This is a genomic window from Actinophytocola sp. KF-1 (assembly GCF_054661535.1).
The window spans coordinates 174,973-198,307 of sequence record NZ_BAAFVK010000001.1 but is presented as its reverse complement, the minus strand read 5'-3'; the positions used below and the strand labels follow the sequence as shown (position 1 = coordinate 198,307).

The 23,335-nt window shown below is 71.8% G+C and carries 19 protein-coding genes; 11 read left to right on the top strand and 8 right to left on the bottom strand.

Translation table 11 applies throughout. The annotated features are described in order from the left end of the window. Nucleotides 1–96 precede the first annotated feature (96 nt). A complete protein-coding gene (locus ACYQ77_RS00970; protein WP_459706449.1) occupies nucleotides 97–1,035 on the bottom strand; it encodes an NADPH:quinone reductase in 939 nt (312 codons plus the stop codon). Nucleotides 1,036–1,105: 70 nt separating this feature from the next. On the opposite strand from ACYQ77_RS00970, the gene ACYQ77_RS00965 reads away from it, so the two are divergent. Genes ACYQ77_RS00965 through ACYQ77_RS00950 form a run of 4 tightly spaced genes read left to right on the top strand, consistent with a single transcriptional unit; the run spans nucleotide 1,106 to nucleotide 6,380 of the window. Then, on the top strand, nucleotides 1,106–1,621 hold the full coding sequence (locus ACYQ77_RS00965) for an SRPBCC family protein (protein ID WP_459706447.1): 516 nt from the start codon (nucleotides 1,106–1,108) through the stop codon (nucleotides 1,619–1,621). A 4-nt stretch (nucleotides 1,622–1,625) separates the two neighbouring features. Beyond that, nucleotides 1,626–3,197, top strand: coding sequence for a class I adenylate-forming enzyme family protein (locus ACYQ77_RS00960; RefSeq protein WP_459706445.1), 1,572 nt, complete (start codon nucleotides 1,626–1,628; stop codon nucleotides 3,195–3,197). 2 nt (nucleotides 3,198–3,199) lie between these two features. After that, nucleotides 3,200–5,038, top strand: a complete 1,839-nt coding sequence (locus ACYQ77_RS00955) for an FAD/NAD(P)-binding protein (RefSeq protein WP_459708076.1) — start codon at nucleotides 3,200–3,202, stop codon at nucleotides 5,036–5,038. Nucleotides 5,039–5,075: 37 nt separating this feature from the next. Then, nucleotides 5,076–6,380: an FAD-binding oxidoreductase gene (locus tag ACYQ77_RS00950; RefSeq protein WP_459706443.1), complete on the top strand. Its 1,305-nt coding sequence runs from the start codon at nucleotides 5,076–5,078 to the stop codon at nucleotides 6,378–6,380. A 953-nt stretch (nucleotides 6,381–7,333) separates the two neighbouring features. Here the strand turns inward: ACYQ77_RS00950 and ACYQ77_RS00945 are convergent. Next, nucleotides 7,334–8,701 (bottom strand): MFS transporter, encoded by a 1,368-nt coding sequence (locus ACYQ77_RS00945; protein WP_459706442.1) that lies wholly within the window; start codon nucleotides 8,699–8,701, stop codon nucleotides 7,334–7,336. Nucleotides 8,702–8,726: 25 nt separating this feature from the next. Next, complete coding sequence (locus tag ACYQ77_RS00940; protein WP_459706440.1) at nucleotides 8,727–10,199, bottom strand: FAD-dependent monooxygenase; 1,473 nt, start codon at nucleotides 10,197–10,199, stop codon at nucleotides 8,727–8,729. 108 nt (nucleotides 10,200–10,307) lie between these two features. Between ACYQ77_RS00940 and ACYQ77_RS00935 the strand changes: the two genes are divergently transcribed. The 7 genes from ACYQ77_RS00935 (at nucleotide 10,308) to ACYQ77_RS00905 (ending at nucleotide 17,898) form a co-directional block, all read left to right on the top strand. After that, nucleotides 10,308–11,522 carry an aspartate kinase gene (locus tag ACYQ77_RS00935; protein ID WP_459706438.1) on the top strand — a complete coding sequence of 405 codons (1,215 nt, stop codon included), beginning with the start codon at nucleotides 10,308–10,310 and terminating at the stop codon, nucleotides 11,520–11,522. Continuing rightward, nucleotides 11,519–12,328 (top strand): 2-amino-3,7-dideoxy-D-threo-hept-6-ulosonate synthase, encoded by an 810-nt coding sequence (locus ACYQ77_RS00930; protein ID WP_459706436.1) that lies wholly within the window; start codon nucleotides 11,519–11,521, stop codon nucleotides 12,326–12,328. The genes ACYQ77_RS00935 and ACYQ77_RS00930 overlap by 4 nt, the downstream gene beginning before the upstream one ends. A gap of 9 nt (nucleotides 12,329–12,337) precedes the next feature. Next, entirely contained in the window at nucleotides 12,338–13,441 is a 1,104-nt protein-coding gene (locus ACYQ77_RS00925) for a 3-dehydroquinate synthase II family protein (protein WP_459706434.1), read from the top strand. A 4-nt stretch (nucleotides 13,442–13,445) separates the two neighbouring features. Further along, a complete protein-coding gene (locus ACYQ77_RS00920) occupies nucleotides 13,446–14,186 on the top strand; it encodes an amidohydrolase family protein (protein WP_459706432.1) in 741 nt (246 codons plus the stop codon). Next, nucleotides 14,183–15,481, top strand: a complete 1,299-nt coding sequence (locus tag ACYQ77_RS00915; RefSeq protein WP_459706430.1) for an AMP-binding protein — start codon at nucleotides 14,183–14,185, stop codon at nucleotides 15,479–15,481. The genes ACYQ77_RS00920 and ACYQ77_RS00915 overlap by 4 nt, the downstream gene beginning before the upstream one ends. A gap of 12 nt (nucleotides 15,482–15,493) precedes the next feature. Then, entirely contained in the window at nucleotides 15,494–16,663 is a 1,170-nt protein-coding gene (locus ACYQ77_RS00910) for an FAD-dependent monooxygenase (protein ID WP_459706429.1), read from the top strand. Nucleotides 16,664–16,755: 92 nt separating this feature from the next. Beyond that, the gene (locus ACYQ77_RS00905; protein ID WP_459706427.1) at nucleotides 16,756–17,898 is read left to right on the top strand and encodes a Fic family protein; all 1,143 of its coding nucleotides are present in this window, start codon (nucleotides 16,756–16,758) and stop codon (nucleotides 17,896–17,898) included. Nucleotides 17,899–17,911: 13 nt separating this feature from the next. On the opposite strand, the gene ACYQ77_RS00900 is transcribed toward ACYQ77_RS00905, so the two are convergent. From ACYQ77_RS00900 to ACYQ77_RS00880, 5 genes are all read right to left on the bottom strand, one after another. After that, complete coding sequence (locus tag ACYQ77_RS00900; RefSeq protein WP_459706426.1) at nucleotides 17,912–19,756, bottom strand: anthranilate synthase family protein; 1,845 nt, start codon at nucleotides 19,754–19,756, stop codon at nucleotides 17,912–17,914. Next, nucleotides 19,753–20,400 carry an isochorismatase family protein gene (locus ACYQ77_RS00895; RefSeq protein ID WP_459706425.1) on the bottom strand — a complete coding sequence of 216 codons (648 nt, stop codon included), beginning with the start codon at nucleotides 20,398–20,400 and terminating at the stop codon, nucleotides 19,753–19,755. Before ACYQ77_RS00895 ends, ACYQ77_RS00900 begins: the two co-directional genes overlap by 4 nt. Before the next feature lie 9 nt (nucleotides 20,401–20,409). Next, complete coding sequence (locus ACYQ77_RS00890) at nucleotides 20,410–21,195, bottom strand: 2,3-dihydro-2,3-dihydroxybenzoate dehydrogenase (protein WP_459706423.1); 786 nt, start codon at nucleotides 21,193–21,195, stop codon at nucleotides 20,410–20,412. Next, entirely contained in the window at nucleotides 21,192–22,328 is a 1,137-nt protein-coding gene (locus ACYQ77_RS00885; RefSeq protein ID WP_459706421.1) for a 3-deoxy-7-phosphoheptulonate synthase, read from the bottom strand. The genes ACYQ77_RS00890 and ACYQ77_RS00885 overlap by 4 nt, the downstream gene beginning before the upstream one ends. 603 nt (nucleotides 22,329–22,931) lie before the next feature. After that, the gene (locus tag ACYQ77_RS00880) at nucleotides 22,932–23,315 is read right to left on the bottom strand and encodes a VOC family protein (protein WP_459706419.1); all 384 of its coding nucleotides are present in this window, start codon (nucleotides 23,313–23,315) and stop codon (nucleotides 22,932–22,934) included. Nucleotides 23,316–23,335 lie beyond the last annotated feature (20 nt).

The window sequence follows — 23,335 nt, the reverse complement described above, 5'->3', positions numbered from 1 at the left end:
CCCGGGGGCCACCCGCCTTGCCAGTCTACCAGGGGGGACCGACAACGGTGGGGGTTCGGTGGGTGGCTGTGGACAACTGGTGGGGCTGTGGACAACTCACGGGTGCAGTACCGCTCTGCGGCCGTGCAGTGCGCCTTCTTCCAGGCGTTTGTGGGTTTCCGCCATGGCGGTCAGTGGGTGTTCCTCCACGTGGCGTGGGGTCAGGGTGCCCGCCGCCAGGAGGGCGTTGAGGTTCTCCGCTGCTTCGGCCAGTTCGGGGGCCGTCGCGTGGGAGATGACGAAGCCCGCTATCGAGCAGTCGTTCGTGTACAGGGGCCCTACCGGCAGCACCGGGCGGGTTGCCGCGCCTGCCAGCAGCACCACGCGTCCTCTCGGGGCCAGGAGCCCAACCGCGGTCTCCAGGTCGTTCCTGCCCGCGCAGTCCACGTACAGGTCCACTTCGGACGGTAGCCGGGGGTTGCGGTAGTCCGTTGCCGTCGCGCCCAGGGATTCGCAGTACTCCAGGTCCCGCGCGGACGCTGTCGCGAAGACTTCCGCGCCTGCCGCGGCCGCCATGGCCGTCACCGCGCTGCCCACGTTGCCCGCGCCGCCGATGACCAGGACCCGGGCGCCGGGCCGGAGGGCGCCGTGGGTGTGCAGGGCCAGGTACGCCGTCGCGCCTGGGTGTACCACCGCGACCGCTGTCGTCGGGTCCACGCCCGCGGGCAACCGGTACAGGCGGTCCGCTTGCACGACCGCCTTCGTGGCCGCCGCACCCTGGCGGCCGCCGTGGCCCAGGCTGTTCGACCACACCAGGTCGCCTTCCGCGAAGCCGTGGGCGGCCATCGCCACTCTGCCGACCAGGTCTCGGCTCATCACCAGCGGGAGCACCACGTCCGTGCGGAACGTGCCTGACCGGACGAACGTGTCGACCGGGTTGACCGTCGTCGCCAGCACCTCCACCAGTACCTCGTCCGCGCGTGGTTCCGGGTCGGGGAGGGTGCCGTAGCGGATGTTGTCCGCCGGACCGAGCCGTTCTACGTACGCCGCCTGCATGTGGGTCACGGTAGGGCGCATTGCTCAGGTTTCGAGCGAGGCTGGGCCAACGACGCCGACCCTTCCGGACATGACTTTGTTCCAGGTGCGGGCCGCGGTGGCGGTGGCCGCTTCGCCGGACGTTGTCTACGGCGTCGTGTCCGACCTGCCGCGCAGCGGGGAGTGGAGCACCGAGTGCCGTGGCGGGACGTGGGTGCACGGCGAGCCCGCCACCGTGGGCGCCGTGTTCCGCGGGGTGAACGTGCGGGCCGACGACGTCGTCGCCTGGGCGCCCGTCGTGCGGGGTGAGTGGACCACCGAAGCGGAGGTCGTCGCCGCTGAGCATGGGCGGCGGTTCAGCTGGTCCATGCGGGACAGCAAGGGCCGCAAGCAGGACAGCGTCTGGACCTACGAGGTCGAGGCCACCCCCACCGGGAGCCTGCTCGTCCACCACTTCCGCATGGGGCGCGCCACCGAGGGGATCAAGGGCATCACCGCGGACATGGACGACGTGGAGAAGCAGCGGTTCTTCAGCGAGTGGGGCAAGAAGCTCGAGGGCGACCTCGCCGACACCCTCGACCGGATCAAGGCCGTCATCGAGGGGTGAGGCGATGTTCCTGCAGCGCATCGGCAACCGCGGGATCGGGCTCGGGCGGCTGCTTGAGCGGGCCGCCCGCCGCCACCCGACGAACGTGGTGATCCTGGACCACGACCTGGACATCGCGCCCGAGGTCGGGCGGCGGGTCACCGTGCCCGAACTCGCCGACGTGGTCGACGACATCGCGTCCCGCCTGTGGGCCGCCGGTGTCCGGCCCGGTCAGCGGGTGGTCGTCTACAAGTCCGACGGGTTCGACATCACGTTGCTCGCGCTCGCCGCGGCGCGGATCGGCGCGGTGCCCGCACTGCTGTCCCCCAAGCTGGACGGGGCGACCGTCGCCGAGCTGGTGCGCCGCGCCGAGCACCCGCACCTGGTCACCGACGCCGCGAAGATCAGCGGGGAGCTGCCCGCCGAGGTGTTCACCGACACCGCGCGGGTGCTGCTCACCTCCGGCAGCCACCCCGGCGCGGTCGAGCTGCGGGCGCTCGCGGGGACACCGAGGGTGCGGCCGGTCGACATGCCGCCGGACCACCCCGCACTGATCACGCACACGTCCGGCACCACCGGCATCCCCAAGCTCGCCGTGCACACCAGCCGCACGCTGCAGGCCCGCTACCGGCCGCAGTACGCGGTCACCCGGCCGGTGCTGCGGCGCCGCGAGACCATCGCCATCCACGTCTCGTTCGTCCACTCGCGACTGTTCACCGCACTCGCGATCGCCCTGCACCGCGGGTTCCCGATCGTGGTGATGGTCGACTCCGACACCGAGAAGGCCGCCGACCTGTTCGTGCGGGTGCGGCCCGGCATCCTCGAGGCGCACCCGAACTCGTTCATGGCGTGGGAACCGCTCGCCGACGACCCGCGCGGGCCGCTCGCCGGCGTGAAGCTGTTCAGCAGCACCTTCGACGCGATCCACCCGAGGACCGTGCACCGGCTGCTGCACGCGTCGAAGCGGCGGCTTCCCCTGTGGGGCCAGCTGTACGGGCAGAGCGAGATCGGGCCGACGGTCGTGCGCGGCTACACCAGGCGGCGTTCGCTGGACGCCGACGGCCGCTGTGTCGGCATGCCGTTCCCCGGCATGACCGGCGTGCGGGTGGTGTCCCGCAACGGGAAGCCGCCGTCGAAGGACAACCCCGGGTACGTGGAGATCCGCAGCGACGGGCGCGTGGTGACCTACCTCGGCGAGCAGGAGCGCTACGACGCGCAGCTCACCGACGGGTGGTGGCGGATGGGTGACGTCGGCTACCGCACGAAGTGGGGCTGCCTGCACCTGCTCGACCGCGAGGTCGACCTCATCGAGGGGTTCGGCAGCACGCTCGCCGCCGAGGACACGCTGTTCACCAGGCTCGACGAGCTGGCCGAGGTGATCATCATCCCGGGCGCGGACGGGCGGGCGGTGCCCGTGGTGTGCACGAAGGACGACGCGCCGCTGGACCTGAACGCGTGGCGGCGCGCCGCCGCGACGCTGCCGCCGATGGCCGATCCCGTGCAGCTGCGGCACGAGGACCTGCCGCAGACCGCCACGACGAAGATCAAGCGGCTGGAGCTGGCGCGGAGGCTCGGCGGCGCGCAGAAGGCGGCGTGATCATGGAGATCGCCATCGTCGGGGCCGGGCCCAGGGGGTTGTCCGTCCTGGAACGCTTGTGTGCCAACGAACGCGCTGAGCCGCGGCACGACGCCCTCGTCATCCACGTCGTCGACCCGGCCGCGCCGGGCGCGGGCACGGTGTGGCGCACCGACCAGTCGCGGCACCTGCTGATGAACACGGTCGCGTCGCAGATCACCGTGTTCACCGACGACAGCTCACGCATCGACGGGCCCATCGAGCCGGGGCCGTCGCTGTGGGAGTGGGCGGAGGGGCTGCTCGGGCCGAACGACTACCCGACGCGCGCGTTCTACGGCGCGTACCTGCACGACTGCTTCCAGCGGGTCGCCGGCCGCGCGCCCGCGCACGTGACCGTCCACGTGCACCGGTCGCACGCCGTCGCCATGGCCGACACCCACGGGATCACGGGCGGGCCGCAGGGCATCCGGCTCGCCGACGGCACCCGGCTCAACAACCTCGACGCCATCGTGATGGCACAGGGGCACGTGCCGGCCCGCCTCACACCGCAGCAGGAACGCACCGCGAGCCTCGCCCGCATCCACCACCTCACGTACGTCACGCCCGCCAACCCCGCCGAGGTGGACCTGTCGGTGATCGAGCCGGGCGAGGCCGTGCTGCTGCGCGGGCTGGGGCTGAACTTCTTCGACTACATGGCGCTGCTGACCGTCGGGCGCGGCGGTGTGTTCCGGGACGGCGTGTACGTGCCGTCCGGGCAGGAGCCGGTCATGTACGCCAGCTCGCGGCGCGGCGTGCCGTACCACGCGCGCGGCGAGAACGAGAAGGGCGCGCACGGGCGGTACCTGCCGCGGCTCCTCACGCCCGAGCGGATCGCCGCGCTGCGGACGCGGCCGCTGCGGTTCAGCGAGGACCTGTGGCCGTTGATCGCGCGCGAGGTCGAGTGCGTCTACTACGAGACGCTGCTGGGCGACGACACGTTCGGCGACGAGTACCTCGCCGACCCCGAGGCCGCGCTGGCGGCACGCGGGATCACCGAGCGGTTCGACTGGGAGGCGCTGACCAGGCCCCACCGCGGCCTGCGGTTCGCCGACCGGGACGAGTTCCGCGACTGGCTGCTGGCCTACCTGCGCGCGGACGTCGCGCACGCGCGCGCAGGCAACGTGCACGGGCCGGTGAAGGCGGCCCTCGACGTGCTGCGCGACCTGCGCAACGAGGTGCGGCTCGCGGTCGACCACGGCGGGCTCGACGGCACGTCCCACCGCGACGAGCTGGAGGGCTGGTACACGCCGCTGAACGCGTACCTGTCGATCGGGCCGCCGGTGTCGCGGATCGAGGAGATGATCGCGCTGGTCGAGGCCGGGGTGCTGGTGCTGACCGGGCCGGGCACGCAGATCCGGCTCGACACGGCCGAGCCGACGTTCCTCGCCGCGTCGACCGAGGTGCCGGGGCCGCCGGTGCGGGCGCGGGTGCTGATCGAGGCGCGGCTGCCGGAACCGGACCTGCGGCGCACCGTGGACCCGTTGCTGCGGCACCTGCTGAACACCGACCAGGCCGCGCCCTACCGGATCCCCGGCGCGGACGGGACGGTGTACGAGACCGGCGGCCTCGCGGTGACCGAGCGGCCGTACCGGCTGCTCGACGCGCAGGGACGGCCGCACCCGCGGCGGTTCGCGTACGGCATCCCGACGGAGGCCGTGCACTGGGCGACCGCGGCGGGCATCCGGCCGGGCGTGGACTCGGTGACGCTCGCCGACTCGGACGCGATGGCGCGGGCGGTGCTCGCGTTGCCCGCGGTGACGGAAGTACCCTTCGCGGTCCGGCCGTCACCGACAGAGACAGACCTGACCGGGGTGGTCGTGTGAGGCCGGAACTGTCGGTGGGTGCCGTTAGGTTGGCGCCGTGAACGTTGTCAAACCTGGGGAAGCCGGCTACGAGATCGGCCGGTTCAACACAGCTGTCCAGGAGCGGCCCGCCGCCGTGGTCACCGTGACGTCCGCGCAGGACGTCGCCGATGCCGTGCGGTACGCCGTCGACCAGGACCTGCCGGTCGCGGTACAGGCGACCGGCCACGCCACCACCACCCCCGCGGACGGCGCGGTGCTGATCAACACGCGCGGCCTGACGGGCGTCGAGATCGACCCGGCCGCCAGGACCGCGCGCGTCGCGGCGGGCACGCAGGCCGGGGCAGTGGTCGCCGCGGCGCACGAGCACGGGCTCGCGCCGATCAACGGCGCGTCGGGGAACGTCGGGTTCGTCGGCTACACGCTCGCGGGCGGGCTCGGTCCGCTCGGGCGGCAGTACGGGTTCGCGGTCGACCACGTGCGGTCGCTGGAGATCGTGACCGCCGAGGGGAAGCTGGTCACGGCGTCGCCGTCCGAGAACGAGGACCTGTTCTGGGCGGCGCGCGGCACGCGCGGGAACTTCGGGGTGGTCACCGCGCTGACCGTCGACCTCGTGCCGGTGTCGCGGCTGTACGGTGGCGCGCTGTTCTTCGACGCGTCGCCGGAGCTGCTGTCGGTGTACCGCGAGTGGGTGGCGTCGGTGCCCGAGGAGATGACGTCGTCGATCGCGTTGCTGCGGCTGCCGCCGATCGAGGCGATCCCGGAGCCGCTGCGCGGGAAGTTCCTCGTGACCGTGCGGATCGCGTACACGGGCGGCGCCGCCGACGGCGAGAGCCTGGTGAAGCCGCTGCGCGACGCGGCGCCCGCGATCGTCGACGCGGTGCGGGAGATGCCGTACCGCGAGGTCGCGAGCATCCACAACGACCCGACGGACCCGGCGCCGGGCGTCGAGCGGTCCGGGCTGCTGGGGTCGCTGCCGCAGGAGGCGCTGGACGTGTTCTTCGCGGAGGCGACGCCCGAGCTGACGATCGTGGAGCTGCGCCACCTCGGCGGTGCGCTGGGACGTGCGCCGTCGCGACCGAGCCCGGTCGGGTTCCGGTCGTCGGCGGAGTTCTCGCTGTTCACGGCCACGTCCGGCCCGCCGGAGGCGCTGGCGGCCGCGCGTGCGCAGGGGACGCGGTTGGTATCGGCGCTGGCGCCGTGGCGCGTCGGCGGCGGGTTCGTGTGCTTCCTCGGTGGGGAGGACCTGGCGGACATGGCGTCCGTGTACGAACCGGACGACTACCGGCGGCTTCGCGAGTTGAAGGGCGTGTGGGATCCGGGGAACGTGTTCCGGATCAACCACAACATTCCGCCTGCTTGACGGTGATGTGGTGAAGGGGCCTTCCTCGCGTTCGGTGTGCGGGAGGGCCTCTTCGGCGTTTGGTGGGGGCCGGAGGGTGAGAGGGCCGTTTCGGCGCAGCCGATCACGCTTCGCGGACGAGGGGGCGGGCCCGGTGCGCGGGGCGGCGCGCAGCGCCGCGTCCTGTAAGGCGCGTTCAGGACACTGAGACCGACAGGACGGAACCCGAAAGACCGCTTCGGCGCAAACGATTGCGCTCCGCCACCGCCGGGGGTGGCCCGCTACGCCGGGCGGCGCGCAGCGCCGCGTCCTCAAAGGCGCGTTCAGGGCACCGCCACCGACAGGTCGAGCGCAAACGAACACGCTCCACCGCCGCGGGGGGTGCCCGCTACGCGGGCCGCGCGCAGCGCCGCGCCCTGAAGGCGCGTTCAGGCCCTGGGACCGACAGGCCGAGCGCGAAGGACCGCTCCGGCGCAAACGAAGGCCCTCCACCATCGCGGGGGTGCCCGCTACGCGGGCGGCGCAGCGCCGCGTCCTCAAAGGCGCGTTCACGACACCAGCACCGACAGGAGCGGAGCCCGGAAGCACCGGAGCGGCGCGGCCGAACACGCTCCGCCGCGGGTGGCCCGCTACGCGGGCGACGCAGCGCCACGTCCCGAAAGGCACGTTCACGACACCAGCACCGACAGGAGCGGAGCCCGGAAGCACCGGGGCGGCGCAGCCGAACACGCTCCGCCGCGGGTGGCCCGCTACGCGGGCGGCGCACCGCCACGTCCCGAAAGGCACGTTCACGACACCAGCACCGCCCGGAGCGGAGCGTGCCAGAGCCGCTTCGGCGCGATCGGTTGCGCTCCCCCGCGTGGCGGGCCGAGCGCGACCGGGCCGCCTCGGCGCTACCAATCCACCGCCGAGGAGCGGACCGGCACAACAGCGCCGCCGGGCCGACCGAAGCCCGTGATGAAGGACCCCCTTCGTCACGGGCTTCGGCGGGCGGCGCGCAGGGCCAGGAGCACGCCGAGCGCGGCCAGCGCGATGCCGCTCGCCAGTGCGGTCGCGTTGCCGACCACCTGATCGCTGTGCGCGGCGGCGACCGTGCTGAAGATGGCCACGCCGATCGCGCCGCCTACCTGCAGTGTCGTGTTCACCAGGCCGGAGGCGGCGCCCGCGGCCGGGCCCGCCACGCCTGCCGTGCACACGACGTAGCCCGCCACGATGCCCGCGCCCGCGCCGAAGCTCCACACCATGCCCGGCAGCACGAACGACGTCACGATGTTGCCGTCGGCGCTGAGGGTGAGGGTCCACCACAGCAGGCCCGCGCCCAGCAGTGCGAGTGTGCCTGCCAGTGCCAGTGGCGGCGCGACCCGGCGGAGGACCCGGGGCAGGGACTGCGAACCGAGGAACAGCGCCACGCAGATCGGCAGCGTGGTCAGCGACGCCCGCACCGGCGAGTACGCGCGGTCCTGCTGCAGGTGCAGCGTCAGCACCATGAAGATGCCGAACATCAGGGCACCCACCATCAGGTTCGCCAGGTTGCCGAACACGACCGTGCGCAGCCGGAACAGTTCGCGCGGGATCAGTGGGGCCACCGCCCTGGTCTGCCGGTACGCGAACGCGCCCAGCAGCACCACTGCCAGCGCGAAGCCCGTCACCGTCGAACCCGCCAGCCAGCCCGCGCCGTCCGCGTTCAGGACCGCCCAGATCAGGGCGCACATGCCTGCCGTCGCGGTGACGGCACCGGTCAGGTCCATGCCCGTCGCCCGCGGAGTGGGTGGGGCCGGGACCAGGCGCACCGCCGCCACCAGCAGCACGACCGCCACCGGGGCGTTGAACAGGAACACCCACTGCCAGCCGATCGACGTCAGCGGGCCGCCGAACGCCGTGCCCAGCACGCCCGAGACCGCGCCGACGCTCGCGAAGATCGACAGGCCCTTGGTGCGATCAGCTTCCGCGGTGAAGAGGCCCAGTACCAGCGCCATCGCGGCCGGGCACGCCACCGCCGCCGACAGGCCCTGCCCCGCGCGCGCCGCCACCAGCTGCCACGGTTCCGTCGAGATCGCGCACAGCACCGACGTGATCGTCAGCGCGGCCAGGCCGGCGAGCAGCACTCGCTTGTGGCCGAACACGTCCGCTGCCCTGCCGCCGAGCAGCAGGAAGCCGCCGAAGGTGAGGCCGTACGCGTTCAGGACCCAGGCCAGGCCCGTCTGGGAGAAGCCCACCGAGTCCTGAATGGACGGTAACGCCACCAGCACCACGCTGACGTCCAGCACCAGCAGGAACTGCGCACCCGCCAGCACGCAGAACGCCACCCATGGACTTCGCACCCGCTGCTCGACCGCCGTCATACCACTCTCCTTACCGGGTCGGTGCTCAAGAGCGGCTCGTCACCTGGTCGAGGACCGCGTCCCAGTCGTCCGGTGGGGCGTCGCCGCGCCACGCCACGTGCTGGTCCGGGCGGACCAGGACCAGGTCCCGTTCCCACTCCGCGCGTAACTCCGCGGGTGCCCGCAGGTGGGTCATCGGGATGCCGCGCCGCTTGGCCTCCTTCACCAGCACCTCCCCGCTGTCGGTGAAGTCGACGAGGGTGAAGCCCGTGCCGAACCGGTCGTGCAGCGACGGCGGGCGGCCGCCCGGCCACGTCGTCGGCACGTAGGCGCCCCAGGCCCAGCGCGGCGCCGGGCCCTCCTCCGCGCAGATCACCGGGGACGTGTACCGGTAGCCGAAGTGGATGCCCGTGTTCGCCACCTGCGCGGTCTCCTGCGCGAGGAAGCCGGCCAGGTGCGCGTCCGACGCGCCCTGCGCCGACAGCCGCGCGAAGCGCCGGGCCACCTCCAGGAAGTTCTCCGACATCTCCCGGTTGAACAGGGCCACCGGCCTGCGTTCGGTCTCGTAGCTGTCGAGCAGGCCGGGGCCCGCCCAGCCCTGCGTGACCGCGGCCAGCTTCCAGCCCAGGTCGACGGCGTCGGCGATGCCGGTGTTCGCGCCGTGGCCGCCGAACGGGTAGTACTGGTGGGCCGCGTCGCCCGCGAGGAAGACCGAGCCGACGCGGTACCGGTCCGCCACCGCGAGCGCGCCCGTCCACGAGCTGACCGCCAGCACCTCGTCGACCACCACCGGGACCCGCAGCTTCGCGCGCAGCACGGTCACCGGGTCGTCCACCTCGGACGCCTCGAACGACGCCGTCCACAGCTCGTCCTCGTCGCGGGACACCAGGGTGACGCCGGTCGACACGGTGGTGACGAACGCGCGGCCGTACGGGCGCAGCGCCGCGTCCGCCGACCGGAAGTAGATGGAGATCCGGCGGGTCGGCGGCGCGGACACCGGCATGCCGACCTGCACCGCGCGCCGGACCGCGCTGCCCGCGCCGTCGCAGCCGACCACGTACGGGGCCGCCAGGTGCTGCTCCGCGCCGGACGGCGTCCGGACCAGCGCACCTTCCGGCGCCAGGCCCAGGAACGTCCAGCCTTCCCGCAGGTCCACCAGCGGGTGCTCGCGCAGCGCGGCACGCAGCGTGTCCTCCAGCACCGAGCCCGGGATGCGCAGGTACGCGGTCGCCGGGTCGAGCGACGCGGGCGCCGGGTACGGCCACACCGCGATCGCCGGGCGGTCGAGGCCCGCGGTCCACACGAAGTTCGCCGGGTGCTCGGGGGCGACGCCTGCCGCCCGGATCCGGTGCTCGACGCCCAGGCGCCGCAGCAACTCCACCGTGCGGCCGTTCAGGAAGTCCATCTTCGGGAACAGCGGCGCGGCGTACGAGCGCTCCACGACCGTGCTCGCCACGCCGTGCCTCGCCAGCTCCAGCGCGAGGACGGCCCCGACCGGGCCCGCTCCGATTATCAGCACCACTCCACGGTCGCCGCCGCGCGTCCCACCGTCGTGAGCCCGATGTCCCAGCCGGGGACGGACTTCTTGCTCACGACGGCGGGAACCCGCGCACCCAAGCTGGAGGTCATGGTTGTCCTGGTGCAGAAGTACGGCGGCAGCTCGTTGTCCACGTTGGACAAGGTGCGGGCCGTCGCGCAGCGCGTGGCAACCGAGCACCTCGCGGGCCGCCCCACCGTCGTCGTGGTCTCCGCGCGCGGGGACACCACCGACGACCTGCTCCGCGCCGCGCACAACATCGGTGAGCTGCCCGAATCCCCCGCGACCGCCCGGGAGCTGGACCACCTGCTGGTCACCGGCGAGTGCGCGTCCGCCGCCACGCTCGCGATGGCGTTGCTGTGCCTGGACGTGCCCGCCGTGTCCCTGTCCGGGCGGCAGGCGGGCATCAAGGTGACCGGCAGGCACGGCGCCGGCGTGGTCGACGCCATCGACACCACACGGATCGTGCGGTTGCTCGAGGCGGGGAACGTCGTGGTGGTCGGCGGGTTCCACGGGGTCAACGAGGCCGGCGACATGATCACGCTCGGCCGCGGCGGGTCGGACACCACCGCGGTCGCGCTCGCCGCCGCGCTCGGCGCGCGGGAGTGCGAGATCTACACCGACGTCGACGGCGTCTACACGGCCGACCCGAGGATCGTGCCCACCGCGCGGAAGGTGCCGAACATCGGGCCCGCGGTGATGGCCGAGATGGCGTTCGCGGGCGCCGGTGTCCTGCACTCGCGTGCCGTCGAGCTGGCCGCCATGCGCAAGGTCGCGGTGCACGTCCGCAGCTCGACCGGCGCCGACCTCGGCACGGTCGTGGCCGACGACCTGGAGACCGGCAACCCGGTCGTGGCCGTCACGCACGACCTCGACGTGGCGCGCGTGCTGATCAGGGGCAACGGCGACCTGGCCGCGAAGATCCTCGACGTCCTCGCCCGCAACTCGGTGCCGGTCGACCTGATCGCGCGCTCCGGGCCGCACGAGGACGAGTTCCGCATGGGGTTCACGGTGCGCCGCAGTGACGTGGTCGAGGTGCGGCTGGCGCTGGAACGGGCCGCCGAGGACGGCGGGGTGCGGATCGACGAGGACGTCGCGAAGGTGTCGCTGGTCGGCATGGGCCTGCTCAGCAGGCCGACGTACGTCGCGCGGATGCTCGCGGCGCTGTCCGCCGCCGACATCCCCACGAGCTGGGTGTTCACCTCGCAGGTGCGCGCGTCGGTGACCGTGCCGCGGGACCGGGTGGCCGCCGCCGTCGCGTTGCTGCACCAGGAGTTCGGGCTGGCAGAGGAGAGGGCAGCATGACCGCGGGTCACTTCGCACGAGAACTGCGGTTCCGCCGCCTGTTCCGGTTCGGCGGGAACCGGCTCGTCGTCGTCCCCCTCGATCACCCGATCAGTGACGGGCCGGTGATCCGGGGCAAGGCGATGGACGCGCTCGTCGGGCAGCTCGCCGTCAACGGCGTCGACGCCGTGGTGCTGCACAAGGGCAGCCTGCGGTACGTCTCACACACCCGCTTCGCGCACATGTCGCTGATCATCCACCTGTCCGCCAGCACCATGCACGCCGCCGACCCGGACGCGAAGTACCTGGTCAGCCGGGTCGAGGAGTCGCTGCGGCTCGGGGCGGACGCGGTCAGCGTGCACGTCAACCTCGGCTCGCTCGACGAGCGGCAGCAGATCGCCGACCTCGGCGCCGTGTCCGACGTGTGCGACCAGTGGAACGTGCCGCTGATGGCGATGGTCTACCCACGCGGCCCGAAGATCACCAACCCGCGTGACCCGGAGCTGGTCGCGCACGCCGCGACCCTCGCCGCCGACCTCGGCGCGGACATCGTGAAGACCCCGTTCACCGGGGACGCCGCGGAAATGCGGGACATCACCGAGGCGTGCCCGATCCCGCTGATCGTGGCGGGCGGCCCGGCGAAGGGCACGTCCGACGACGTCCTGTCCTACGTGGACGAGGCGTTGCGCGGCGGGGTCGCCGGCGTGGCCATGGGCCGCAACATCTTCCAGGCCCCGGATCCCGGCCTGATGGCCCGGGAGGTGGCCGACCTGGTGCACGGTGTGCGCCCGGCCGGCGCGCTCGAGTCCCTACCGAAGGCCAGTTAGGAGCGGAAAGTGAAACTGTGTTGGCTCGACCTGCGCGCCCTCGACGGCGCGGTCAAGCAGGCGATCGTCGAAGAGGCCGTGCACCAGCGCGTCGACGGCGTGGTCAGCGACGACGTCGCGGACTTCGCCGGGCTGCCGCCCACGGTCAAGAAGGTGCTGCTGCTGGAGAAGGGCCCGCTGCCCGCGGAGTTCACCGGCGCGGACGTGGTGGTCGTCGGCCAGGAGCACCCGAGCACGGCGGAGCTGTCGCTCAAGCACCCGGACGTGGAGTTCGGCACGTTCGTCGAGATCATCGACAAGGACACCCTCGACGTCGCGTGCGACGCGGCGGCCAAGGAGCGCTGGAGCGTCCTGCTCTTCCGCGACCCCACCAAGATCCCGCTCGAGATCGTGCTGGCCGCGGCCGACAAGGCGACCGGCAGCAACATCACCGTCGCCGCCGACGTCGAGGAAGCGGAGATCATCTTCGGTGTGCTGGAGCACGGCTCCGACGGCGTCATGCTGGCGCCGAGGGCCGTGGGCGACGCGACCGCGCTGAAGGTCGCCGCCACCGCCGAGCCCGGCAACCTCGAGCTGGTCGAGCTGACCGTCACCGACACCACGCACGTCGGCATGGGCGAGCGGGCCTGCGTGGACACCTGCTCCCACCTGCGTGAGGACGAGGGCATCCTGGTCGGCTCGCACTCCAAGGGCATGATCCTGTGCGTCAGCGAGACCCACCCGCTGCCGTACATGCCGACGCGGCCGTTCCGGGTGAACGCGGGCGCGATCCACTCGTACACGGTGTCGGCGGGCGGCCGGACGAACTACCTGTCCGAACTGAAGTCCGGTGCGAAGGTGCTGGCCGTCGACATCAAGGGTGACACCAGGGTGGTGACCGTCGGCCGGGTGAAGATCGAGTCGCGGCCGCTGCTGTCGATCAACGCGGTGGCGCCGAACGGGACCGTCGTGAACCTGATCCTGCAGGATGACTGGCACGTGCGCGTGCTCGGTCCGGGCGGGGTCGTGCTGAACAGCACCGAGCTGAAGGCGGGCGACAAGGTGCTCGGCTACCTGCCGACCGAGGACCGGCACGTCGGCTACCCGATCGCCGAGTTCTGCCTGGAGAAGTAGCCCGGTGATCGTCGACGCGCACGCCAGGCTGGGCCCCACCGCGGCCGCCCGCGACCGGCTCCTGTCCATGATGGACGGCGCGGGGATCGACCGGGCGGTCGTGGTGGCGGGCGGCGTGATCGACCTCGACACGCTCGCCCGGCAGCTCGTGTCGGGCGACGGCATCACGGCCGACGCGCACAACGAGTTCGCGCTGGAGTCCTCGGTGTGGACACAGGGCCGCCTGATCCCGTTCTTCTTCGCCAACCCGCACCGGGACCCGGCGGTGTACCTGGCACAGGCAGCCGACTACCGCGGCGTGGAGATCTCGCCCGCCGTGCACGGCGTGCCGCTCGACGACCCGCGCACGGTCGGGCTGGTCGAGGTGGCCGCGTCGGCCGGGCACCCCGTCTACACGGTGTGCCTGTACCGGCAGGGCTGCGGGGTGAGCGACCTCGTGGCGCTGGCGCGGAAGTTCCCGTCGACGACGTTCATCCTCGGCCACCTCGGCGTCGACCTCATCGACACGTACGCCGTCGACCTGGTGTCCGAGGTGGACAACGTGCTGGTGGAGACGTCCGGTGGCTACACCGTGCTGCTGCGGGTCGCCTACGAGCGGCTCGGGCCGTCCCGGTTGCTGTTCGGGAGCGAGGCGCCGCACCAGCACCCGTCGGTCGAGCTGGCCAAGTTCGCCGCGCTCGACCTGCCAGAGACCGACCAGATCCTGGGCGGCAACGTGCTCCGCCTGTTGGGAGAGGACCGATGAGCTTCGGCAAGTGGTCGAGCATCGACGAGCTGACCGCGTTGCAGGACAAGGAGCTGCCGCGGCTGCTGGCCTCCGTCGCCGCGTCGCCGTTCTACCAGGCACGGCTCGGCGACCGGGTGAAGCAGCTGCGCACGCGCGCCGACCTGGAGACCGTGCCGCTGACGTCCAAACAGGACCTCCGCGACGCGTACCCGTTCGGGTTCCTGGCCGTGCCGAAGCGGAAGGTGGCCTCCTACCACGAGTCCAGCGGCACCGCGGGCATGCCGACCGCCTCCTACTACACCGAGCGCGACTGGCAGACCATCAACGACAACTACGCGCGCAAGTGGATCGGCATCACGCCCGACGACGTGTTCCTGGTCCGCACCCCGTACGCGCTGATGATCAGCGGCAACATGGCGCACGCGGCCGCGCGGTCGCGGGGTGCGCTGGTCGTGCCGGGTGACAACCGGTCGCTCGCCATGCCGTACTCGCGGGTGCTGCGCGTGCTGCACGACCTGGGCGTCACGCTGAGCTGGTCGATGCCGACCGAGCCGCTGATGTGGGCGGCCGCCGCCCGCGCACACGGGTACGAGCCGGGCGAGGACTTCCCCGCGTTGCGTGCGCTGTACGTGGGCGGCGAGCCGCTGTCGGTCAACCGGCGCAGGCGGATCAGCGAGCTGTGGCGGGTGCCGGTGATCGAGGAGTACGGCGCGACCGAGACGCCGTGCCTCGGCGGCCAGTGCCCGCACGGGCGCATGCACCTGTGGGCCGACCAGGCCGTGTACGAGGTGTACGACCCCGTTTCCCAGGAGCTGCGCCGGGACGGGCGCGGGCAGCTGGTGGTGACGCAGCTGTACCGCGAGGCCATGCCGTTGCTGCGCTACAACATCGGCGACGAGGTGGAGATCAGCCTGGTCGACGACTGCCCGTGCGGGTGGCACCTGCCGACGGTGCGCGTGCTCGGCCGCGCCGGGTTCGGTCACCCGGTCGGGGACGCGCGCGTGACGCAGAGCGAGCTCGAGGAGCTGGTGTTCGACCTGCCGGTCGAGCACCAGGTGCTGTTCTGGCGCGGCCGGGCGCTGCCGTCGGTGCTGGAGATCGAGATCGAGGTGCCGTCGGCGCACGCCGCGGACGCCTGCGCGGCGCTCACGGCCGCGGTCGACGCGTACTTCGGCTGCCCGGTGTCGGTGCGGCCGGTGCCGGTCGGGACGCTGGTGCCGACCGAGGTGTTCACCGGCATCCACGACGTGGTGAAGCCGCGCAGCCTGTTCGGCGCGGACGAGGACTGGAGCAAGGCCCTGCTCTACCAGTGAGGTGTGTGTTCGATGCGGGTTGTGGTGATCGGCGGCGGGATCTCGGGGCTGGCCGTGTCGGCGGCGCTGGCGCGGGCCGGGGTGCGTGCCGAGGTGTACGAGCAGGCGCCGGCGCTGGGTGAGATCGGCGCGGGCATCCAGGTGTCGCCGAACGGGGCGCGGCTGCTGCACCGGCTGGGCCTGGCCACCGCGCTGTCGGCGGTCGCCGTCCAGCCGTCGGCGATCGAGGTGCGGCGGTGGAACGACGACGTGCCCCTGGCCGTGACCCCACTGGGGGACGCCTGTACAGGGATGTACGGGGTGCCGTACTACACGCTGCACCGGGCCGACCTGCACGGCGCGTTGCTGTCCCTCGTGGACCGCGTGCACCTGGACAAGCGGTGCGTGGCCGTCACACCGTCGGGGGACGGGGTAACCGTGTCGTTCGCGGACGGCACGTCGGTCGAGGCGGACGTCGTGCTCGGCGCGGACGGCATCAAGTCGACCGTCCGCGAGCACCTGCTGGCCGACCGGCCGCGGTTCTCCGGGCACGCCATCTTCCGCGGTCTGGTGCCCGCGTCCTCGGTCGGTCACGAGGACAAGGTCCTGATCCGGATGGGGCCGGGGCAGCACTGCGTGAGCTACCCGATCTCCGCGGGCCGGCTCGTGAGCTTCGCCGCCAGCTCTCCCGCGGCCGAGTCGCACGGCGAGTCGTGGACGTCGCGGGCGTCGACCGCCGAGGTGCTGGCCGCGTACGAGGGCTGGCACCCGTCGGTGCGCGCCCTCCTGTCCGCGACGGACGAGGTGTCGGTGTACCTGCTGTACGACCGGGAGGCCGTGCCGAGCTGGGGCACCGGGCGGATCATGCTGATCGGCGACGCGGCGCACCCGATGCTGCCGTTCGGTGCGCAGGGCGCGAGCCAGGGCATCGAGGACGCGCTCGCCGTGGCGGCGGCACTGGCTGCCGCGACCCCGGCCACGGCGCCCGCCGCACTGCGCCGCTACGAGGCCGTCCGGCGGGCCCGGATCCGCGACGTGCACGCCTTCATCCAGGCCAACGAACGCAACCACCACGTCGACGACGACCAGGCCACCGCACGCGACGAGCACATGGCGTCGGACTTCGGCCTGCGGCAACGCGAGTGGCTGTTCGCCTACGACGCCGAGGCCGCCATGCGCGAGGTCACTCGGCATGTGGCATAACCGCTGCGATACTCACACGATGTTGGTAAGATATCCGACATGGAGGAGGTAGCGTTACCAACACCATGTTGGTTAGTTGCCTAGTTACACACATGTTGTTTACGACGCCAGAACCTGACGAGGCCGAGTTCCGCGTTCTGGCCATGATCGAGGAACTGAAAACCAGCCTCCGCCTGCAACTGACCGAGCCGCGCAGATGGGTCGGCTCGCTCCGTCGGGTGTCGCTCGCGCGAGCCATTCAGGGTTCCAACAGCATCGAGGGCTACGAGGCGGGGCTCGACGACGCCGTCGACGTCGCGGCCGGGGAGGAACCGCTCGAAGCCAACGAGGAGACCCGACTCGCCCTCCGTGGCTATCGAGACGCAATGACCTATGTCCTCCAACTCGCAGGCGACCCCGAGTTCGAGTACAGCACGCAACTCGTCAAGAGCATGCACTACATGATGACCAACTACGCGCTGAAGAACCGGCCTGGCAGGTGGCGCGCAGGGAGCATCTACGTGCGCAACGACGAGAGCGGCGAGATCGTTCACGAGGGCGTCGACATCGATCAAGTCCCCGGGTTGATGAACCAACTGATGACCGAGCTGAACGAGGACACGAAGCACCCGGACGTCATCCGTGGCGCGATGGCGCACCTCAATCTCGTGATGATCCACCCCTTCAGGGATGGGAACGGCCGGATGGCGCGATGCCTCCAGAGCCTTGTGCTCGCACGCAGCGGTGTCCTCAGCCCGGTCTTCATGAGCATCGAGGAATACCTGGGCCGCAACACCCAGGCCTACTACGACGTACTCGGTCAAGTCGGCGGCGGTTCCTGGCAACCGGAACGGGACGCGCGTCCCTGGGTGAGGTTCATCCTGCTCGCGCACCTCCGACAAGCACGCACAATGGTGCAACGTGTTCGGGAGAGCGAACGGATGTGGCTCGAACTCGAGAACCTGGTGCGAGATCTCAAACTGCCCGACCGCAGCGTGATGGCGTTGTTCGACGCGATGATCGGTCTTCGCGTCCGCAACGCCACCTACCGCGCCTACTTCGAGGACGGGCCGGAGGAAATCACCGAAGCGACGGCGAGCAGGGATCTCCAGAAGCTCGTGCAAGCCGGTCTCCTCGCCCCCCGCGGGGAGCGTCGAGGACGCCACTACGTCGCCCGTCCGACCCTGGTGGCGATCCGGCAGGAGGTGCGCCGAATGCGAGCGCCACGGGACGACTCGGATCCGTTCGCAGAGTGACGAGGGACGATTCTCAGCTCGCCGCCACCGCCGGGAGGGAAGCCAGCAGGTCGGTCACCATCCCGTGGACGATGGCCAGGCCGTCCGGGCTGAGGACCGACTCCGGGTGGAACTGCACCGAGCGGAACGTGCCGCCGCGCAGGGCGTGGACCTGGCCGGTCTCCTCGTCGCGGCTCACCTCCACCGGGTCCGGCAGGCCGACGCAGCGGGTCCACGCCGTGTCGCAGCAGCTCGCGAACGTGTTGTAGAAGCCGACGCGGACGCGCGAGCCGAACAGGTCGATCTCCTTCTGCACGCCCTGGTTGGGCTCGTCGCGGCGCACGACGTCGAGGCCGAGCAGGGTGCTCAGCACCTGGTGGCTCAGGCACACCGCCAGGAACGGCTGCCCGGACCGCAGCAGCGCCCGCACAGTCGTGCGGAGGTGTGCGATCTTCGGGTCCGCCACGTCGCGGGGGTCGCCGGGGCCCGGGCCCATCACCACCAGGTCGTGGTCGCCCGGTGTGTACGGCTCGTCGAAGCGGCGGACGGTCACCACCAGGCCCAGCGCACGCAGCTGGTGCGCGAGCATGGCCGTGAACGTGTCCTCCGCGTCCACCACCAGCACCGTGCGGCCCGCCAGCGACGGGTCCTCGGTCACCGCCGGGTCCAGCCAGAACGACGCGATCCCGGCGTTGCGGGACGCGAGCGCGTCGCGGACCGCCGGGTGGGCGCCGAAGCTCGCCGGGGCCGTCAGCGCGGCCAGCACACCGGCCGCCTTCGCGCGGGTTTCCGCCACCTCCGCGAGCGGGTTCGAGTGGCGGACCAGGGTCGCGCCCACGCCGATGGACACGCGGCCCGCCTGCGAGATGTCGGCGGTGCGGATGAGGATCGCCGAGTCCAGGGTGCGGTTGCCGGACCGGTCCCAGCCGATCAGCGCCGCCACGCCGCTGTAGTAGCCGCGGCCGTGCGGCTCGTAGTCGGCGATCACGCGGCTCGCGCTCTCGAGCGGGCTGCCGGTGACGGTCGGCGCGAACAGGGTCTCGCGCAGGATGTCGCGGACGTCGGCGGTGGTGCGGCCCTCGATGAGGTACTCGGTGTGCGCGAGCCGCGACATCTCCTTCAGGTACGGGCCGACGACGCGGGTGTCCGCGCAGACCCGCGACATCATCTTCAGTTCCTCGTCGACGACCATGAACAGCTCGTCGGTCTCCTTGCGGTCGCCCAGGAACTCGATCACGTCCGGCAGCGTCGGGCCGCCCGCCGGGTAGCGGTACGTGCCGCTGATCGGGTTCATCACCGCGACCCCGTCGTGCACGCTGACGTGCCGTTCCGGGCTCGCGCCGACCAGCGTGCGCTGTCCGGTGTGGACGATGAACGTCCAGTACGCGCCGGACTCGCCCGCCAGCAGGCGCCGGAACAGGGTCAGCGCGGCCGCGGGGGTGTAGCCGGTGATGTCGGCGACGAACGAGCGTTTGACCACGAAGTTGGCGCCCTTGCCGCGGCCGATCTCGTCGGCGATGACGCGCCGGACGATGTCGGCGTACTCGTCGTCGGACAGGTCGAAACCGCCGTCGGACATGGTGATCGGGACGTCCTCGACGCGGTGCAGCACCTCGCGGACGCCGACGACGTCCTGTTCGGACACCCGCATCGCGAGCAGTGGCGTGCCGTCGTCGGCGGCCGTGAAACCACGCTCGGCGATTTGTCGATATGGCACCACGGCGAGGACGTCGTGGCCCGTGCCGGACGCGCGCAGGGGCAGGTCCGCCAGGGTGTCCACTTCGAACACGTCGCCGAGCAGCACGTCGACGCCGTCGCCGCGGTGCAGCAACGCGAACGGAGGCGGCGAGGTGACCAGCACCTTGTCCAGTGCGCTCACGCCGCCGCCTCCGTCACGTCGATCTGTGCCAGTACCTCGTCGGTCGTCGTCACGACGGCGCACCGGCCGGCCGCGTAGTCCAGTGCGAGGCGGTGTTCCGCCTCCGAGAAGTCCGCGATCGCGTCCGCCACCACGAACGGCTGGATGTCGTACGTGAACGCCTCCACCGCGGACATCAGCACCCCGACGTGCGCGTACACGCCGCACACGATCAGCTGGTCGCGGCCCGCGCGCCACATCCGCGACCGCAGGTCGGTGTTGAAGAACGCGCTGTAGCGCCACTTCGTCAGCAGCCAGTCGCCGTCGTGGGGCGCGACCGGCGCGATCACCTCGCGGTCCGCGGGCGACGGGGTCATGCCCGGGCCCCAGAAGTCCTTCAGCAGCCCGCGCTGGGCCGGGGTCATGCCGCCGGGTTGTGCCGTGTAGGCGACGGGGATGCCCATCGCGGCGGCGGTCTGCCGGAGCAGGGCGGCGTTCGCGATCAGCTCCGTCACCGGGGGCTGGCCACCGAACGGGCGCAGGAAGAACTGTTGCATGTCGTGCACCAGCAGCACGGCGCGCCGTGGGTCGACCGTCCACTGTGCGGTGTTGGCCGGCACGTCGGCAGGCATCCGGTACGGGACGATCTCGGGGATTCCTGGCATGGTGTGCTCCTAGTGGCCGAGGGTGGCGCCGCCGTCGACGGTCAGGTGGTGCATGGTGATGTGGCCCGCGCGGTCGGACAGCAGGAACAGCACGGCGTCCGCGACGTCCGCGGGCTGCGCGACCTTGCCGAGCGGGATGCCGAGCCGGAACTGCTCGGCCACCCCGTCGATGGACGACCGCCGCCAGTCGCCGTCCGTCCACAACGAACTCAGCATCTCGGTCTCGGTGGACCCGGGCGCGACGACGTTGCAGCGGATGCCCAGCTGCGCGACCTCGAGCCCGACGACCTTCGTGAAGATCGTGGTGGCCGCCTTCGACGCGGCGTACGCGGCCATGCCGGTCCTCGGCGTCCCGGCCGCGTTCGACGCGACGGTCACCACGGCGCCCCGGCCGCGGTCGGCCATCCGGTTCACCACCGCGCGCGTCACGTAGAAGACGCCGGTGGTGTTGACGTCCAGCGTCAGCGACCAGTCCTCATCGGACAGTTCGCGGGCCTCCCCGACCCGCAGCACACCGGCCGCGTTCACGAGGTAGTCGATCGGGCCGAGGCGCTCCTCGGCGTGCTCGACGGCAGCCGACACGTCGGCGCTCGACCGCACGTCGACGGGGAACGCCTCGGCCACCACGTTGTCGTTGGCGAGGTCCTTCGCCACCCGCCGCAGCCGCTCCGCGTCCCGGTCGACCAGCGCGACCCGGGCACCGTTGGCACCGAGCCGGGCCGCGATCACCGAGCCCATGCCGCCCGCCGCGCCGGTGACCAGCGCGACCCGTTCACTCATCTCGGGATAGCTCATCGCGTTCCTCCCCATGCCTGGACGACGGTCATCGCCTGCGCCGGGTTGAGCCGCGGGTCGCAGAACGTCGTGTACGCGTCGACCTGTTCGGACAGGTCGCTGACGCATTCGGTGACCGCGCTGGGCGTGACCTCGAGGTGCAGCCCGCCCGCGACGCCGCCCGCCGCGGTGACCACGCGCTGGAACAGCTCCACCTCGCGGACCATGGTGGCCAGCAGGCGGGTCTTGCGGCCGCCGACCGCGATCGTGTTGCCGTGCATGGGATCGCACAGCCAGATCACCCGCCGGCCGGTCGCCCGCACGGCCGCCACCAACGGCGGCAGCCGTTCTTCGACGTGGTCCGCCCCCATCCGCGCGATGAGCGTGAGCCGCCCCGGCTCGTGCCGGGGGTCCAGGCACGCGACGACGTCGAGCAGGTCGCCGGCGGTCGTGGTCGGCCCGACCTTGCACGCCACGGGGTTGACGACCGCGGCGAGCATGGCGACGTGCGCACCGTCCGGCTGGCGGGTGCGGTCCCCGATCCACGGCCAGTGCGTCGAGGAGAGCAGCAGGCGGCCGTCTTTTCTCGGGCGCAGCATGGGTTCCTCGTAGTCCAGCAGCAGCGCCTCGTGGCTGGTCCACAAGCGACCCGGGCGCAGGATCTCCATGGCTTCGCTGGCCGCCCAGTAGCCGTGGAGGATGCGCTTGGGGTCGGGTCTGCGCGCCGCGGGCTCGGGTTCGGGGTCGTTGACCATGTGGCCGCGGTACACCGGCAGCTCGACACCGTTCACGATCTCGGTCGCCGACGAGCGGGGTTTCGCGTACTGGCCCGCGATCCGGCCCACCCGCACCACGGGCTTGCCGGTGGCGGCGTTCATCAGGCCGGCGAGCGTGTCGAGGAGCCCGGTCTTGCGCGCGAGATGGCCCGGCGTCGACTCCGCCGGGTCCTCTGCGCAGTCTCCGGCCTGCAGCACCAGCGCACGCCCGGCCGCCACCTCGGTGAGCGCGGCCCGCAGCGCGTCGACGTCGTGCTCGGTGACCAGGCCGGGCAGCCCGGCCAGCTCGTCCCGCACCTGTGCGACCAGCTCCGGGGCGCCCCAGTCCGGCTGTTGCGCGGCCGGGCGTGCCCGGTCCGCCGCCTCCGCCACGGACATCTGCTTCCTCCCAGTCGTCGAGGACGCACTGAGATTCGGCCGCATACCTCAAGACCGGCTCAAGACGGGGTCAACCGGCTCCGTCCGGCGTCGTCTGGATTGAAGCGGAAACGTCGCCCCCCGGAGACGGACAAGATCAACGGCGGCCTCCGGCCCCCCGGAATCCAGCGTAACGCGGGGCACCGACAGTTCCGGTTCGTCGAAGGCCGGTTGTCCACAGGCAGGCCGCGACAGGGACGTCTGCCCCGGTTATCCACAGCGAGGGCGGTTATCCACAGCGGATGCCCTCGCGGGCTGGAACTGTCGCCCCCGCCCGGTACGCTGGAAACCGGGGGCCGGAGGCCGACCGGCGCTTGGCACTTCCGCCGGAAGACCTTGTCGTCGCGCCGAATGCGCTCGCCACTCCACCGAACGAGGCCGTCGCTGGCGGGAAACAAGCCCGCCGCTCCAGCGAAGACGGCGAGTCTCCCGTCCAGAACCGGTGAGTCGGCGGTTCGTGCCCCGACAGCATCACACGCGAACCGCCGACTCGGCCGTCCCGAACGGGAGACTCGCGCGTTCCCAACGGAAGACTCGCGGGTCCTGGGCGGGGGACTCGCGCGGTTAGTGGAGTTCGTAGTCTGTGGTCATGATTTCGAGGTTGTGGCCGTTCGGGTCCTCGAAGTAGACGCCTCGGCCGCCGAACTCCGTGTTGGTTTCGCCCGGGCGGTGGTGGAACGGGTCGGCCCAGTAGTCGAGGCCGCGCTCGCGGATCCTGGCGAAGATCTCGTCCCATTCCTGGTCCGACACCTTGAAGGCGTAGTGCTGCGACGGGATGCGGCCGTCGCCCACCGAGACGAAGTCCAGCGTGACCTCGTTGTCGAGTGCCACCACCACGAACGGGCCCATGCGTCCTGCCACCCGCACGCCGAGCACGTCGGCGTAGAACTTCGCCGACGCTTCCCGGTCCTTCGCGAGCACGATCGTGTGGTTCAGCTGCACCGCCATGTGCCCAGTGTGCCCAACGC

Bases quoted from the DNA above. Each gene is read 5' to 3' on its own strand.
- ACYQ77_RS00935 (WP_459706438.1), top strand. From the start codon at position 10,308: ATGGTTGTCCTGGTGCAGAAGTACGGCGGCAGCTCGTTGTCCACGTTG.
- ACYQ77_RS00970 (WP_459706449.1), bottom strand. From the start codon at position 1,035: ATGCAGGCGGCGTACGTAGAACGGCTCGGTCCGGCGGACAACATCCGC.
- ACYQ77_RS00915 (WP_459706430.1), top strand. From the start codon at position 14,183: ATGAGCTTCGGCAAGTGGTCGAGCATCGACGAGCTGACCGCGTTGCAG.
- ACYQ77_RS00885 (WP_459706421.1), bottom strand. From the start codon at position 22,328: ATGTCCGTGGCGGAGGCGGCGGACCGGGCACGCCCGGCCGCGCAACAG.
- ACYQ77_RS00895 (WP_459706425.1), bottom strand. From the start codon at position 20,400: ATGCCAGGAATCCCCGAGATCGTCCCGTACCGGATGCCTGCCGACGTG.
- ACYQ77_RS00945 (WP_459706442.1), bottom strand. From the start codon at position 8,701: ATGACGGCGGTCGAGCAGCGGGTGCGAAGTCCATGGGTGGCGTTCTGC.
- ACYQ77_RS00930 (WP_459706436.1), top strand. From the start codon at position 11,519: ATGACCGCGGGTCACTTCGCACGAGAACTGCGGTTCCGCCGCCTGTTC.
- ACYQ77_RS00960 (WP_459706445.1), top strand. From the start codon at position 1,626: ATGTTCCTGCAGCGCATCGGCAACCGCGGGATCGGGCTCGGGCGGCTG.
- ACYQ77_RS00955 (WP_459708076.1), top strand. From the start codon at position 3,200: ATGGAGATCGCCATCGTCGGGGCCGGGCCCAGGGGGTTGTCCGTCCTG.
- ACYQ77_RS00905 (WP_459706427.1), top strand. From the start codon at position 16,756: ATGTTGTTTACGACGCCAGAACCTGACGAGGCCGAGTTCCGCGTTCTG.
- ACYQ77_RS00880 (WP_459706419.1), bottom strand. From the start codon at position 23,315: ATGGCGGTGCAGCTGAACCACACGATCGTGCTCGCGAAGGACCGGGAA.
- ACYQ77_RS00910 (WP_459706429.1), top strand. From the start codon at position 15,494: ATGCGGGTTGTGGTGATCGGCGGCGGGATCTCGGGGCTGGCCGTGTCG.
- ACYQ77_RS00890 (WP_459706423.1), bottom strand. From the start codon at position 21,195: ATGAGCTATCCCGAGATGAGTGAACGGGTCGCGCTGGTCACCGGCGCG.
- ACYQ77_RS00965 (WP_459706447.1), top strand. From the start codon at position 1,106: ATGACTTTGTTCCAGGTGCGGGCCGCGGTGGCGGTGGCCGCTTCGCCG.